The following is a 14,739-nucleotide window of genomic DNA, read 5'->3' as shown; positions in this document are numbered from 1 at the left end:
GCGCCTCCATCCATCCACCCCGCCCCGTAGCCATCGGAGTTTTTCGTGTTTATTTCCTCTGCCTTTGCCCAGACCGCTCCCGCAGCCGCCGACGGCGGTTTCGCATCGTCGCTGACCGGCATGCTGCCGCTGGTGCTGATGTTCGTCGTTCTGTACTTCATCATGATCCGCCCGCAGATGAAGCGCCAGAAAGAGCACAAGGCCATGATCGAGGCGATCGCCAAGGGCGACGAGGTGGCCACCGCCGGCGGCATCCTGGGCAAGGTCACGCGCCTGGGCGAGGGCACGCTGCACATCGAAGTGGCCAGCGGCATCGAGCTGCAGATCCAGCGCAGCGCCGTCACCCAGGTGCTGCCCAAGGGCACCGTCAAGTAATTTTCGCCCCGCCCCGGGGCCAACTGCGGTGGGCCGGCGCGCCCGGCCACGCCATACCCGAAGCGCAATCATGAACCGTTACCCGGTCTGGAAGTACGTGATCCTGGGGATCGCGCTGCTGGTGGGGGTCATCTACACCCTGCCCAATTTTTTCGGCGAGGCGCCAGCGGTGCAGGTGTCCTCGGCCAAGGCAACGGTCAAGGTCGACGCGGCGGTGCAGGAGCGCGTCGAGCAGGCGCTCAAGGCCGCCGGCGTGCAGGCCGACTCGGTCAGCTTTGACGGCAACTCGGTGCGCGCGCGCTTTGACACGCCCGACAACCAGCTCAAGGCCAAGGACGCGATCGAGCACGCGCTGATCAGCGACCCGAGCGACCCGATGTACATCGTCGCGCTCAACCTGGTGTCGCGCTCGCCCGACTGGCTCACCGCGATCAACGCGCGCCCGATGTACCTGGGGCTGGACCTGCGCGGTGGCGTGCACTTCATGCTGCAGGTGGACATGCAGGCGGCGCTGACCAAGAAGACGGAGTCTTACGCCGGCGACCTGCGCACCGCGCTGCGCGAGAAGGGCATCCGCCACGGCGGCGTCTCGCGCGACGCCCAGCAGATCCAGGTGCGCGTGCGCGACGATGCCATGGCGACGGCCGTGCGCAACCTGATTGCCGACCAGTTCCCCGACCTGCAGGCGACGAGCGCCGCCGCCGACGGCGGCGCATTGACGCTGACCGCGTCAATCAAGCCAGAGGCGCTGCGCCGCGTGCAGGAGCAGGCGCTCAAGCAGAACATCGTCACGCTGGGCAACCGCATCAACGAGCTGGGCGTGGCCGAGCCGGTGATCCAGCAGCAGGGGCTGGACCGCATCGTCGTGCAGCTGCCCGGCGTGCAGGACACGGCCAAGGCCAAGGACATCCTGGGGCGCACCGCGACGCTTGAGGTGCGCATGGTCGACGAGAGCACGGAAGGGCGCGCGGCCGAGATGGGCACCGGCCCGGTGCCGTTCGGCGACGAGAAATACCTGGACAGGAATGGCCAGGCGGTCATCGTGCAGAAACAGGTCATCCTCACGGGCGAGAACCTGACCGACGCTCAGCCCGGCTTTGACGGCCAGACGCAGGAGCCGACCGTGAACCTGACGCTGGACGCCAAGGGCTCGCGCATCTTCAAGGACGTGACGCGCGAGAACATCGGCAAGCGCATGGCCATCGTGCTGTTCGAGAAGGGCAAGGGCGAGGTCGTCACCGCGCCGGTGATCAGGAGCGAGATCGGCGGCGGGCGCGTGCAGATCTCGGGCCGCATGACGACGATGGAGGCCAACGACACGGCGCTGCTGCTGCGCGCCGGCTCCCTGGCCGCGCCGATGGAGATCATCGAGGAATACACCATCGGCCCCAGCCTGGGCGCCGACAACATCACCCGCGGCGTGCACTCGGTCGTCTGGGGCATGGTCGTCATCGCGCTGTTCATGTGCGTGTACTACATGCTGTTCGGCGTGTTCTCCACCATCGCGCTGTCCGTGAACGTGCTGATGCTGATCGCCATCCTGTCGATGCTGCAGGCCACGCTGACGCTGCCCGGCATTGCCGCCATGGCGCTGGCGCTGGGCGTGGCGATCGACTCCAACGTGCTGATCAACGAGCGCATCCGCGAGGAGCTGCGCGCCGGCGCTGCGCCGCAGACGGCGATCTCGGCCGGCTACGAGCACGCCTGGGCGACGATTCTGGACTCCAACGTCACCACGCTGATCGCGGGCCTGGCGCTGCTGGCCTTTGGCTCCGGCCCGGTGCGCGGCTTTGCCGTGGTGCACTGCATCGGCATCCTGACCAGCATGTTCTCGGCCGTGTTCTTCTCGCGCGGCCTGGTCAACCTCTGGTATGGCCGCAAGAAGAAGCTCAAGAGCATCGCCATCGGCCAGGTCTGGAAGCCCGAGGACGCCTCGCAGCTGCGCTCGGTTGCCGGCCGCGGTACCGGCACTGGCGGTAACTGAGAACCCCGGAAAAAAGGACACGCATCATGGAATTTTTCCGGATCAAAAAAGACATCCCGTTCATGAAGTACGCGTTGGTGCTCAACGCGGTCTCCTTCATCACCTTCGCGCTGGCGGTGTTCTTCCTGGTCACGCGCGGCCTGCACCTGTCGGTGGAGTTCACCGGCGGCACCGTCATGGAGGTGGCCTACACGCAGACAGCCGACATCGGCAAGGTGCGCGATACGGTGGCCAGCCTGGGATACAAGGACGTGGTGGTGCAGAACTTCGGCACCTCGCGCGACGTGATGATCCGCCTGCCGGTGCAAAAGGGCGTGACCTCGGCGCAGCAAAGCGAGCAGGTGCTGGCCGCGCTCAAGACGCAGAGCGAGGGCGTGCAGCTGCGGCGTACCGAGTTCGTCGGTCCGCAGGTGGGCGAGGAGCTGGTCAAGGGCGGCCTGATGGCGCTGGGCATGGTGGTGCTGGGCATCGTCATCTACCTGGCGTTTCGCTTCGAGTGGAAGTTCGGCGTCGCCGGCGTCATCGCCAACCTGCACGACGTCGTGATCATCCTGGGCTTCTTCGCCTTCTTCCAGTGGGAGTTCTCGCTGTCGGTGCTCGCCGGCGTGCTGGCGGTGCTGGGCTACTCGGTCAACGAGTCGGTGGTGATCTTCGACCGGATCCGCGAGACCTTCCGCAAATTCCGCAAGCTCACCACGCACGAGGTCATCGACCACGGCATCACCTCGACGATCAGCCGCACCGTCATCACCCACGCCTCGACCGAGGCCATGGTGCTGTCGATGTTCTTCTTCGGCGGCCCCAGCCTGCACTACTTCGCGCTGGCGCTGACCATCGGCATCCTGTTCGGCATCTACTCGTCGGTGTTCGTCGCCGCGGCGATCGCCATGTGGCTGGGCGTCAAGCGCGAGGACCTGGTCAGGCACCAGCGCAAGGAAGACGATCCCAACGACCCCAACGCCGGCGCGGTCGTCTGAGGCCATCCACTGGCCGTCTTGCAGGGCGCCCGGTGCGCCCTGCATACATTTTGTTGCCTTGACCGCCTGTCGCCCCGGCGCATCAGGCTGACCCGCCCGCAGGGACAGCCAGTAAGATGACCAGCCTATGGATGCACGACAGGCCGCCCTCCACCGCCGACTGACGCGACAGGCGCGCATGCGCTTCGTGGATGCGCTGTGCAACGACCTGGGGCAGCTGGACAAGGCGCTGCTCACATTCCTGTCCGAACTGGTCGGCCAGACCGCGACGCAGCGCGAGATGCAGCAGCGCCACGACACCTGGCTGCGCTACCAGAAGGTGGCGCGCAGCTGGTTGACGCAGACCGCCGGCGCCTGGCGCGAAGCGCTGGACGCGCCGGCCAGCAGCGCCGCGGTCGACCTGCCCAGCAACACCGACCCTGCGGCGCTGGAGCTGCTGGGCGACGACGCGGTCGAGAACAAGCTGGCCGCCTCGCGCATGGCGCTGATCGTCACCGAGCAGGTCGCCAGCATCTACGACCTGGTGCGCCGGCGTACCCAGTACCTGGAAGACGCGGAGCTCGACAGCGCCGACGTGCTGCGCCCCGAGACTCTGTGCCTCAAGCTCGTCGAGCAGTGGCTGGACGCGGGCCTGGAGCGCGAGGACTTGCAACTGGCCGTCGACCCGCTGCAGCGCACGCTGGCCACGCTGCTGCTGCCGCTGTACCGCGACGTGGCCGCGCTGTACGACGAGCAAGGCGTGGCGTCGCCCGAGCAGCTGCAGTCCATGGCGCGCGTGCGCCACAGCGACTTTGGCGTGCCGCCCACCACCGGGACGGGGTCGATGACCGGGCCAGGTTCGGGTATCGACATGCACAGCTCGCTGCGCGCACGCCTGGCCGGCCAGGCCATGGCGGGTGCGCAGGGCATGCACCACACCATGCCCGGCATGCCGGTGGTGCCAGGCAGCAGCGGCCAGCCCGCCTACATCAACCCCTTCGTGCGTGCGCGCCAGCGCGCCCAGGGCGTGATGATGCAATTGCGCCGCCTGCTGGCGCAGCCGGCCACCGGCTTCGACATGGAACACGCGCCGCCCGCGTCGGCCGCGCTGACCGAGGCGTTGACCGCCTACCAGGCGGTGGCGCCGTCGCACTACGACATGCTGGCCACGCAAATACTTGCCGCTCCCCCGCAGCAGGCCGTGGTGCAGATGGTTGCGCAGGTAGCCAGTGAGGCGCAGGCGCTGAAGAAAAAGGCTGGCTCGGCCAGCGAGAAGGCGATCATCGAGGTGGTCGCGCTGATGTTCCAGAGCATTCTGAGCGAGGAGCGCATTCCGGCGGCGGTGCGCGTGTGGTTTGCCCGCCTGCAGGTGCCGGTGCTGCGCGTGGCGCTGGCGGACCCGAGCTTTTTCCGCGACCTGGCGCACCCCGCGCGCAAGCTGATCGACCGCATGGGCGCCTGCGTGCTGGGCTTTGACGCCGGCGTGAGCGTGGGCGCGCTGGAGGTGGAGATCCGCCGCATCGTGCAGGTCATCGAGCAATACCCCGAGACCGGCAAACGCGTGTTCCAGCTGGTCTACGACGAGTTCGAGAAATTCCTGGCGCGCTACCTGACCGAGGATCAGACCAAGTCGCGCCTGGTCGGCCTGGCCCAGCAGGTCGAGCACAAGGAGACGCTGGCCATCCAGTACACGATCGAGCTGCGCACCATGCTGCAAAGCATGCCGGTGCGCGAGGAGATCCGCGAATTCCTGTTCAAGACCTGGGCCGAGGTGCTGGCCATGTCGGCCGTGCGCTACGGCCCGCAGAACGCGCAGACGCTGGCCTTCAAGCGCCTGGCCGCCGACCTGGTCTGGGCCTGCAGCGCCAAGCCGCACCGCAGCGACCGCGCCCGCGTCGTCGAGCGCCTGCCGGGCCTGCTTGAATGCCTGTCCGCCGGCCTGGCGCTGCTGGGCATGCAGGCACAGGCGCAGCAGACGCAGATCAAGCAGCTGACCGACATCATGTCCGAGGCCTTCGTCGCGCGCACCGACGGCATTGCACAGGAGCAGATCGAGGCGATGGCCGAGCGCCTGGCCGAACTTGAGGACTACATCGACGACGACGCGCTGGGTGACATGCCCCTGAACGCCGACAACATCGAGATGCTGCTGGGCATAGATGCCTCGTCCATCCAGGTCATTGCCGACGTGCAGGGCAGCCCGCCGCCACTGGACGACATGCTGCAGTGGGCGCGCAACCTGCAGCCCGGCTCGTGGTTCACGCTGGAGCACAACGGCGTGCAGGCGCGCGTCCAGTACATCTGGCACAGCGACCGCAAGCAGCTGCACCTGTTTGCCGCCGGAAGCGGCAACACCTACCTGATGCAGCTGGCGCGCATGGCCGCCTACCTGCAATCCGGCCTGCTGGCGCCGCAGGAGCAGGAAACACTGACGCTGCGCGCCACGCGCGAGGCGCTGACCAAGCTGGATGCCAACCCCGAGCGCCTGCTGGCCTGAGATCGTAAACACGCTCTGAAGGTGACGGGCTCCCCATCAAGTCCGTCCCGCACACGACAAAAATCCAGGTTTACTGCACCGCGCGCAGCACGCGGCGGTACTGCACCGCCTCGCCCACGTGGGCGACGGTGACCTGGTCGCTGCCCGCCAGGTCGGCCACGGTGCGCGCCACGCGCAGCGCCCGGTGCGTGGCGCGGGCCGACCAGCCCAGCCGCGCGGCAGCAGTCTGCAAGAAGCCGTGGGCGGCCGCGTCCAGCCGCACCATGTCCTGCAGCTCCTGGCCCTGCAGCGCCTGGTTGGCTTTGCCCTGGCGCGCCAGCGCGCGCTGGTGCGCGCCGGCAACGCGCTCGCGCACGCGGGCGCTGGCCTCGCCGGGCGGCGCGTCCAGCAGCTCGTCCGCGGCCAGCGCCGGCACTTCGACATGCAGGTCGATGCGATCGAGCAGCGGCCCTGACAGCTTGCCCTGGTAGCGCGCGACCTGGTCGGGCGTGCAGCGGCAGGCGCGCTGGCGCGAGCCGTGAAAGCCGCAAGGGCAGGGGTTCATCGCTGCGACCAGCTGAAAGCGCGCCGGAAACTGCGCGCGCTGCGCCGCCCGGGCAATCGTGATGTGGCCGCTCTCCAGCGGCTCGCGCAGCGCCTCCAGCGCGCTGCGGGCGAATTCGGGGAATTCGTCGAGAAACAGCACGCCCTCGTGCGCCAGCGAGATCTCGCCGGGCCGCGGCGGCGAGCTGCCGCCCACCAGCGCCACCGCGCTGCAGCTGTGGTGCGGGCTGGCCGTGGGGCGCTGCATCCACTGCGCCGGCGTGAAGCGTCCGACCAGGCTGGCAACGGCCGCGCTCTCCAGCGCCTGGGCCACGCTCATCGGCGGCAGGATGCCGGCAAAGCGCTGCGCCAGCATCGACTTGCCCGAACCCGGCGGCCCCACCAGCAGCAGGCCGTGGCCGCCGGCGGCGGCAATCTCCAGTGCCCGACGCGCACCGGCCTGGCCCTTGACGTCGGCCAGATCCGGGCCGCCCACGTGCGGCGCGGGCGTGGCTGGTTGCAGCCGCTGCCAGCCGTCGCCGTCGCCCGCGTTGCCGGGCGCCTCGCCGTCCGGCGCCTGTGGCAAAAACTGGCGTACCACGTCCAGCAGGTGGCGGGCGCGGTAAATCTGCGTGTCCGGCACCAGTGCCGCCTCCTCGGCGCTGCCCGGCGGCAACACCACGCGCAGCCCCTCGCCCTGGCTGCGCAGCGCCAGCGCCGTGGCCAGCGCGCCGCGCACCGCCCGCAGCGCGCCCGACAGCGACAGCTCGCCGGCGAACTCCCAGCCGGCCAGCCGCCGCGCGTCGATCTGGCCGCTGGCCGCCAGAATGCCCAGCGCGATCGGCAGGTCGAAGCGCCCCGAGTCCTTGGGCAGGTCGGCCGGCGCCAGGTTGACGGTGATTTTCTTGTTGGCGGGGAATTCCAGCCCCGCGTTCTGCAGCGCCGAGCGCACGCGCTCGCGCGCCTCCTTGACCTCCACGTCGGCCAGTCCCACCAGCGTGAAGCTGGGCAGGCCGTTTGCCAGGTGCACCTCCACCGTCACCGTGGGCGCCTGCAGGCCGAGCAGGGCGCGGCTTTGTACCGAGGCTAGGCCCATGGGTTCTCCTCCCGTTGCGTTCGACTGGGTGCATTGTGCAGGGCAGGCGTGGATTCACGCCGCGCGTTCAAAAAAATCAAACCCACAGGAGGCGGCCACGCGGGGGTGCGGCAGTACCATCGTCTTCATGCAAGCAGCCCTCACCCAGATCGTCGACCGTGTGCGCGAGCACGCCGGCCGGCGCCAGCGCCTGGCCCTGCGCGGCGGCGCCACCAAGTCGTTCCACCCCTGGGGCGCGTCGCCCGCGGGCGACGCGCTGGATCTGCGCGCGCTGTCGGGCGTGCTGGCCTACGAGCCCAGCGAGCTGGTCGTCACCGCGCTGGCCGGCACGCCGCTGGCCGAGCTGGAGGCGCTGCTGGCCGAGCACGGCCAGTGCCTGGCGTTCGAGCCACCGCGCTTTGGCGCCGGCGGCACGGTGGGCGGCATGGTCGCGGCCGGCCTGTCGGGGCCGGCACGTGCAAACGTGGGCGCGCTGCGCGACTTCGTGCTGGGCATCGAGATCGTCAATGGCCGCGGCCAGCTGCTGCGCTTTGGCGGCCAGGTGATGAAGAACGTCGCCGGCTACGACGTCTCGCGCCTGATGGCCGGCAGCTGGGGGCGGCTGGGTGTGATCACCGAAGTCAGCCTCAAGGTGCTGCCCGTGGCGCCGGCCGAGGCCACGCTGCGCTTTGACTGCGACCAAGCCGAGGCCCTGCAGTTGCTCAACACCTGGGGCGGCCAGCCGTTGCCGCTCAACGCCAGCTGCTGGGTCGAGGACGGCGGCCAGGGCATGCTTTTCGTGCGCCTGCGCGGCGCGCGTGCGGCGGTCGAATCGGCCTGCCGCGCCATGGGCGGCACGCTGCAGGACGCACCCAACGTGCCCGGCGACTGGCAGGCCTGCCGTGACCAGAGCCTGCCCTGGTTCACTGCGCGCGCGCCGGGTGATGCGCTGTGGCGGTTGTCGGTGCCGCAGACCGCGCCGGTGCTGCAGCTGCCCGCGGGCGTGGCGGCTGCGCTGGTCGAATGGCATGGCGGCCTGCGCTGGGTGCAGGCGCCGCCCGAGGCCGGCGATGCGCTGCGCGCCGCCGCTGCGCAGACCGGCGGCAGCGCCAGCCTGTTTGCCGCCGACGAGGCCGGCCAGGCACGGGCCGATGACCTCTTCGACCTGCAGCAGCCTGCGCTGGCGGCCATCCACCGGCGGCTGAGCCAGGCGTTCGACCCGGACGGTATTTTCAGCAGCCCCCGCAGCGCGTCGCACGTCCAGGATTGAGCCATGCAAACCCATCTCGCCCACGAATTCGCCGGCACGCTCGAAGGCCAGGAGGCCGAGGCCATTTTGCGCAAATGCGTGCACTGCGGCTTTTGCCTGGCCACCTGCCCCACCTACCAGTTGCTGGGCGACGAACTCGACAGCCCGCGTGGGCGCATCTACCTGATGAAGCAGGTGCTTGAAGGCCAGCAGCCCACCCGCAAGACGCAGCTGCACCTGGATCGCTGTCTGACCTGCCGCAACTGCGAGACCACCTGCCCCAGCGGCGTCGAGTACGGCCACCTGCTGGACATCGGCCGGCGCATCGTCGAGGAAAAAGTCGACCGCCCCAAGGGCGAGGGCGCACTGCGCTGGGCGCTCAAGGAGGGCGTGCCCTCGCCGTTGTTCGCGCCGGCAATGAAACTGGGCCAGGCGGTGCGCGGCGCCCTGCCCGCACGGCTGCGCGAGAAGGTGCCGCCGCGCCAGAGTGCGGGCCATTGGCCCACGCGCACCCATGCGCGCAAGGTGCTGCTGCTGGCCGGCTGCGTGCAACCGGCGATGAGCCCCAACATCAACCATGCAACCGCCCGCGTGCTTGACGCCGCCGGCATCCAGGTGGTGGTCGCCGCGGAGGCCGGCTGCTGCGGCGCGGTCAAGTTCCACATGAACGACCAGGACGGCGGCAAGGATCAAATGCGCGCCAACATCGACGCCTGGTGGCCCTATCTGGAGCGCGGCGAGGTCGAAGCCATCGTGATGAATGCCTCGGGCTGCGGCGTGACGGTCAAGGAATACGGCCATTTGCTGCGCAATGACGCCAAATACAGCGAGAAGGCCGCGCGCGTGAGCGCCGCCACGCGCGATCTGTCCGAACTGCTGGCCGACATCGCGCCGCGCCTGAAGAATCAGCTGCGCCGCCAGCTGCCCGGCGTCGTCGCCTGGCACCCGCCATGCACGCTGCAGCACGGCCAGCAGTTGCGCGGCGTGGTCGAGCCGCAGCTGCGCGCGCTGGGCTTCGACGTGCAGTTGCCGGCCGAGTCGCACCTGTGCTGCGGCTCGGCCGGCACCTACTCGGTGCTGCAGGCGGCGCTGTCGCAGCAGCTGCGCGCGCGCAAGCTCGGCCACCTCGGGGCGCTCGCGCCCGTGGTAATCGCCAGCGCCAATGTCGGCTGCATCACCCACCTGCAGGCAGGCACCGACACGCCGGTGCGCCACTGGGTTGAATTGCTGGACGAGGCGCTTGACGAAGCGCTGGCCTGAACCCCGCGGACGCCGGTGCGCCGCGCAATTCTGGGATGATTGCGGGTTTTGACCGATTCCGCGCCCGCCAGGGATGACCATGCAAGCCAGCGAGAACCTGCCCGCCTCCTCCGTTGCCACCACCGCCGACACCGCGCCCGCCGCACCGGTGCAGCCCGCTCCGTCCGCTACGACTGCCGCGCCCGCGCCTTCCGCGCCCGCGCCTTCCGCGCCCGCTGCCGACCCGAACGCGCCCGCAGCGCGCAAGCGCCCGCGCCGCCGCGGCGGCCAGAACCGCCAGGGTCGCAAGGATGCGGCGCCCGCCGCTTCCGCCTCCGCGGGCGGCGATGGCGCAGCGCCAGAGCGCAGGCCGGCGCGCCACCACCCGCTGCTCGACCAGCTGGCGCAGTGGCACCCGCAGCTGTTCGGCGCGGCGCTGCTGCCGCTCAAGCGCGGCATCTTCCAGGATCTGCTGGACGCGCATCCGGACGCGATCGACAAGGACGCGCTCAAGCTGGCGCTGGCGCTGCACACGCGCTCGACGCGCTACCTGAGCGTGGTCGCCCAAGGCATGGCGCGCCACGACCTGCAGGGCCAGGTGACCGAGGCCATGGCGCCCGAGCATGTGCATCACGCGTTGCTGGAGGTGTTTCGCCGTCGCCAGCTGCGCAGCAACGAAGACCTGGCGCCCAAGCTGCGCCGGCGCATCCGCCTGGCGTACGAGGCCAGCGGCCTGGCCCGCCAGGACTACGACGCGCTGGTGCGCGGGCGCGACGAACGCGCCAACGCGCTGCTGGACGAGGCCCTGGCCGAGGCCGCCGCAGACGACGCGCGCGCCGAGGCGCTCTTGCACGCCTTCGAGGCCAGCGGCCAGGACGAAGCCGGCTTTGCCGACATGTACGGCATGGACGCGCGCCAGGTGGCCCGCCAGCTCGCCCGCGCGCGCCAGCGCCGCGGCGCCTGAGCGGCGTCGCTCCAATCAGCGAAAGCAGCGGTCATGTGGCTGGGCTGGTTCAGCCTGTTCGTCGCGGTCACGGCGGTGGCCGTTGCGGCCGACAGCGCCCAGGCCACGCAGCTCGCGCGCGACTGGTGGATGGTGGCCAACTGGGCCGCGTGGGCGTTGCTGTGGGGCGCCTTCTTCGTGCTGCTGGCGCTTGGCCGCGCCATCGAGCGCGCCACCGCCTGGCTGTGCCTGGCGCAGGGCGTGCTCACCGGCTGGTTGCCCGGCTACCTGATGCTCAGCGGGCGGCTGTAGAAGGCCATCGCGGCGGGGGCGCCGCTCCCACAGCAGACAGGGCATGCAAAGGCAGCAGCGAATGGCCTCACCGCCTGCCCAGTGTTGCCAGCAGTGCGGCGCCAATGATGAGCGCGCCGCCGGCCAGCGTGGCCGCGCGTGGCTGGGCCGCGCCCAGCGCGATCGACGAGGCGCTGGCAAACACCACCTCCGACAGCAGCACCAGCGCGGTCGTGCCGGCTTTGAGGCGCGCCGCGCCGTACTGCAGCGCCCAGTTGCCCAGCGCCAGCAGCAGCGCCAGCACCGCGGCGACCAGGGCCCAGCGTGCGTCAAACGCCGGCAGGCCCGGCACCAGGCCCGCCGACTGGCCGGCCAGCGCCACCAGCGGCGCCATCACCATGCAGCCGCCGAACATCGCCGCCATGCGCGCCTGCTCGGGCACCGCGTGCATGCGCCGCAGCATCACGTTGACCAGCGCGAACAGAAATCCGCCCAGCAGCGCCAGCCAGTCGGCCAGGCCCATGGCCGCGCTCAGGTGCTGCAGGCCGCCCTCGGCCGGCCACAGCACCAGCAGCACGCCGCAGGCGGCCAGCAACAGGCGCGCAAGAGCAGCCGGCGTGGGGCGCTCGCCCAGCAGCCGCCAGGCCAGCAGCACGGCCCAGGCGGGCATCAGGTAGAACAGCAGCACCACACGCACCACGTCGCCAATGGTGATCGCCCAGTTGAACGCCACGTTGTTCAGGCCCGAGCACAGCGCCAGCAGCCCCAGCACCGGGTAGGCGCGCCACTGGCTGGCAATGCCCGGGCGCAGCGCCAGCAGCGCCCAGAAGATCGCGCCGTACATCAGCGCCGTGGCCCACAGCGGGTGCAGGCCGGCCTGCTGCATCTGGCGAAACGGCCACCAGGCCATGCCCCAGATGGCGGCATTGCACAGCAGCGCCAGGGCCGGCAGCGGAGACTTCATGGGGTTCAATGGTCGCGCCGGGCCTGGGCGCGCAGGTGCGCCATTTCCTTGCGGTAGTGGCGCACGTTGTGGACGTGCCACAGCAAAATCAGCCACATGATGCCGGCCACCGTCAACCCGAAGGCGGTGATCGCCCCAAAGGCGGTCATCCCCAGGCTGGTGAACAGGCTGTAGCAGGCGCCCATGGCCAGAATGGCCGCCTGCTCATTGAAGTTCTGCACCGCGATCGAACGCCCCGAGCCCATCAGGCAGTGGCCGCGGTGCTGCAGCAGCGCGTTCATCGGCACGACCAGAAAACCGCCCAGGCCTCCGAGCACGATCAGAAACGGCACGGCCAGCCAGATGGAGTGGATCAGGTTCATCGCCACGACCAGCAGCCCCATTGCAATGCCCAGCGGGATCACGCGCGTGGCGCGGTCCAGGCGCACGCGCATCGACGCCAGTACCGCGCCAGCCGCGGTGCCAATGGCCACCACGCCCACCAGCGCCGAGGCCTGCGTGATGCTGTAGCCCAGCGCCACCGCGCCCCAGGCCAGCACGATGTAGCGCAGGTTGCCCGAGACGCCCCAGAACAGCGTCGTCGTCGACAGCGAGATCTGGCCCAGCTTGTCGCACCACAGGCGCTGGTTGCAGGCCCAGAAGTCGGGCAGCAGCGCCAGCGGGTTGGGCGGCATGGCGTGCAGCGGCGCGTGCGTCAGCGGAATGCGCAGGTTGAACCAGGCCGCCAGCAGATAGACCGGCACCAGCGCGGCAATGGCCGCCTGCGCCGGCTGGTGGATGCCGAAGTCCATGCCCGGCATGTCGATGGCCAGCAGCACGTCTGCGATGTGCGGCGCCACCAACTGCCCGCCCAGCAGCACGCCCAGGATGATGGAGGTGATGGTCAGCCCCTCGATCCAGCCGTTGGCCTTGACCAGCTGCGAGGTGGGCAGCAGCTCGGTGAGGATGCCGTACTTGGCCGGCGAATACGCCGCTGCGCCCAGGCCGACGACGCCGTAGGCCAGCAGCGGGTGCGATCCCCACAGCATCAGCAGGCAGCCCAGTACCTTGATGGCATTGCTGATGAACATGACCCGCCCCTTGGGCAGCGAGTCGGCAAAGGCGCCGACGAAAGGCGCGAGCACGACGTAGAACAGCGCGAACATCGGCACCAGGGCCGCGCGCTGCCATTCGGAGGCGCCGTTGTTCGTCAGCAACTCGACGGCGACGACGAACAAGGCATTGTCGGCCAGCGAGCTGAAGAACTGCGCCGACATGATGGTACTGAAACCGCGCTTCATCGAATGGCTGGTGAACTCATCAGCCAGGCTGATGCATTGGGAACGCAAACACGTTCCGAGAGAACTTGAAACACTTTGCTCGCGACGGGCGGTTATATCACGCAGCCCCGCGGCGGCGGTGCCAGAATGCCCCTGGTTTCGATCCACCGGTGCGCCCGCGCCGCGCCGCCTTTGCGCGCCTTGCCGCGCACCCTGCCATGCCCCGCCCCATCCAAGCCACCATCCACGCCCGCGCCCTGCAACACAACCTGGAGCGCGTGCGCGAGAGCGCGCCCGACGCCCGCGTCTGGGCCGTCGTCAAGGCCAACGCCTACGGCCATGGCATCGAGCGCGTGTTCGACGCGCTGCGCGGCGCCGACGGCTTTGCCTTCATCGACCTGGCCGAAGGCCAGCGCCTGCGCGCGCTGGGCTGGCGCGGGCCGCTGCTGCTGCTCGAAGGCGTGTTCGAGCCGCGCGACCTGGAGCTGTGCTCGCGCCTCAATATCTGGCACGCGGTGCATTGCGACGCGCAGATCGACTGGCTCGGCCAGCACAAGACCCATGCGCCGCACCGCGTGTTCCTGAAGATGAACTCGGGAATGAACCGCCTGGGCTTTCCGCCCGAGCGCTACCGCGCCGCCTGGGCGCGGCTGGATGCGTTGCCCCAGGTCGACGAGATCTCGCTGATGACGCATTTCTCCGACGCCGACACGGCGCGCGGCATCGCGCACCAGCTTGCTGTGTTCACTGAAGCCACACGCGACCTGCCCGGCGAGCGCAGCGTATGCAACAGCGCCGCCATCCTGCGCCACGGGCACGAGGACGGCGCGCGCCTGGACTGGGTGCGCGCCGGCGTCATGCTCTACGGCGCATCGCCCGACCACCCCGGGCACAGCGCCTCCGACTGGCGGCTGCAGCCGGCAATGACGCTGTCCTCGCGCATCCTGGGCGTGCAGCAGCTGCGCGCGGGCGACACCGTCGGCTATGGCTCGCGCTTCACGGCCGACGCGGCCATGCGCATCGGCATCGTCGCCTGCGGCTACGCCGACGGCTACCCGCGCCACTGCGGCACCGGCACGCCGGTGCTGGTCGACGGCGTGCGCACGCGCACCCTCGGGCGCGTGTCGATGGACATGCTGTGCGTCGATCTCACACCCGTGCCACAGGCCGGCATCGGCAGCGCGGTGACGCTGTGGGGCCGGGCCGCCAACGGCCAGTGGCTGTCCATCGACGAGGTGGCCCAGGCTGGAGGCACCATCGGCTACGAGCTGATGTGCGCGCTGGCGCAGCGCGTGCCGGTGGTCGTGGACGGACAGTGAGCTCCCGCTCCCTGCGCCCTCGGTTGGAAGCGCCGAAATGGCTTCGCTCATATCCATTTGATGAAT

12 protein-coding genes are annotated in these 14,739 nt (G+C 69.9%); 9 read left to right on the top strand and 3 right to left on the bottom strand.

Going from position 1 to position 14,739, the window contains the following annotated elements:
* The first annotated feature begins 45 nt into the window (after window positions 1–45).
* From yajC to ABD767_RS04565, 4 genes are all read left to right on the top strand, one after another.
* Window positions 46–375 (top strand): preprotein translocase subunit YajC, encoded by a 330-nt coding sequence (yajC, locus tag ABD767_RS04580; protein ID WP_103044408.1) that lies wholly within the window; start codon window positions 46–48, stop codon window positions 373–375.
* Window positions 376–445: 70 nt separating this feature from the next.
* Entirely contained in the window at window positions 446–2,359 is a 1,914-nt protein-coding gene (secD, locus tag ABD767_RS04575) for a protein translocase subunit SecD (protein WP_344868457.1), read from the top strand.
* Window positions 2,360–2,385: 26 nt separating this feature from the next.
* Window positions 2,386–3,336: a protein translocase subunit SecF gene (gene secF, locus ABD767_RS04570; RefSeq protein ID WP_103044406.1), complete on the top strand. Its 951-nt coding sequence runs from the start codon at window positions 2,386–2,388 to the stop codon at window positions 3,334–3,336.
* A 127-nt stretch (window positions 3,337–3,463) separates the two neighbouring features.
* Window positions 3,464–5,812: a DUF1631 family protein gene (locus ABD767_RS04565; protein WP_344868454.1), complete on the top strand. Its 2,349-nt coding sequence runs from the start codon at window positions 3,464–3,466 to the stop codon at window positions 5,810–5,812.
* 70 nt (window positions 5,813–5,882) lie between these two features.
* Here the strand turns inward: ABD767_RS04565 and ABD767_RS04560 are convergent, their stop codons facing one another.
* Window positions 5,883–7,430: a YifB family Mg chelatase-like AAA ATPase gene (locus ABD767_RS04560; protein ID WP_103044404.1), complete on the bottom strand. Its 1,548-nt coding sequence runs from the start codon at window positions 7,428–7,430 to the stop codon at window positions 5,883–5,885.
* Window positions 7,431–7,557: 127 nt separating this feature from the next.
* Here ABD767_RS04560 and glcE point away from each other — a divergent pair, with 127 nt between their 5' ends.
* The 4 genes from glcE (at window position 7,558) to ABD767_RS04540 (ending at window position 11,152) form a co-directional block, all read left to right on the top strand.
* Window positions 7,558–8,679, top strand: a complete 1,122-nt coding sequence (gene glcE, locus ABD767_RS04555; protein ID WP_344868451.1) for a glycolate oxidase subunit GlcE — start codon at window positions 7,558–7,560, stop codon at window positions 8,677–8,679.
* Between the two features lie 3 nt (window positions 8,680–8,682).
* Window positions 8,683–9,918, top strand: coding sequence for a glycolate oxidase subunit GlcF (gene glcF / locus ABD767_RS04550; protein ID WP_344868449.1), 1,236 nt, complete (start codon window positions 8,683–8,685; stop codon window positions 9,916–9,918).
* A 79-nt stretch (window positions 9,919–9,997) separates the two neighbouring features.
* Window positions 9,998–10,861, top strand: coding sequence for a ProQ/FinO family protein (locus ABD767_RS04545; RefSeq protein ID WP_425549894.1), 864 nt, complete (start codon window positions 9,998–10,000; stop codon window positions 10,859–10,861).
* A 33-nt stretch (window positions 10,862–10,894) separates the two neighbouring features.
* Window positions 10,895–11,152: an AmiS/UreI family transporter gene (locus ABD767_RS04540; RefSeq protein ID WP_103044401.1), complete on the top strand. Its 258-nt coding sequence runs from the start codon at window positions 10,895–10,897 to the stop codon at window positions 11,150–11,152.
* Between the two features lie 67 nt (window positions 11,153–11,219).
* Here ABD767_RS04540 and ABD767_RS04535 read toward each other — a convergent pair whose 3' ends face one another.
* Window positions 11,220–12,095 (bottom strand): EamA family transporter, encoded by an 876-nt coding sequence (locus tag ABD767_RS04535; protein WP_103044400.1) that lies wholly within the window; start codon window positions 12,093–12,095, stop codon window positions 11,220–11,222.
* 5 nt (window positions 12,096–12,100) lie between these two features.
* Window positions 12,101–13,375: a lysophospholipid transporter LplT gene (gene lplT / locus ABD767_RS04530; protein ID WP_103044399.1), complete on the bottom strand. Its 1,275-nt coding sequence runs from the start codon at window positions 13,373–13,375 to the stop codon at window positions 12,101–12,103.
* A gap of 197 nt (window positions 13,376–13,572) precedes the next feature.
* Between lplT and alr the strand changes: the two genes are divergently transcribed.
* Entirely contained in the window at window positions 13,573–14,673 is a 1,101-nt protein-coding gene (alr, locus tag ABD767_RS04525) for an alanine racemase (RefSeq protein ID WP_103044415.1), read from the top strand.
* Window positions 14,674–14,739: the final 66 nt, after the last annotated feature.

The sequence above is a fragment of the Comamonas faecalis genome (assembly GCF_039538025.1).
Taxonomy (GTDB): Bacteria; Pseudomonadota; Gammaproteobacteria; order Burkholderiales; family Burkholderiaceae_C; genus Comamonas_C; species Comamonas_C faecalis.
The sequence above is the reverse complement of the archived record's forward strand: the minus strand, read 5'-3'. Positions and strand labels throughout refer to the sequence as shown.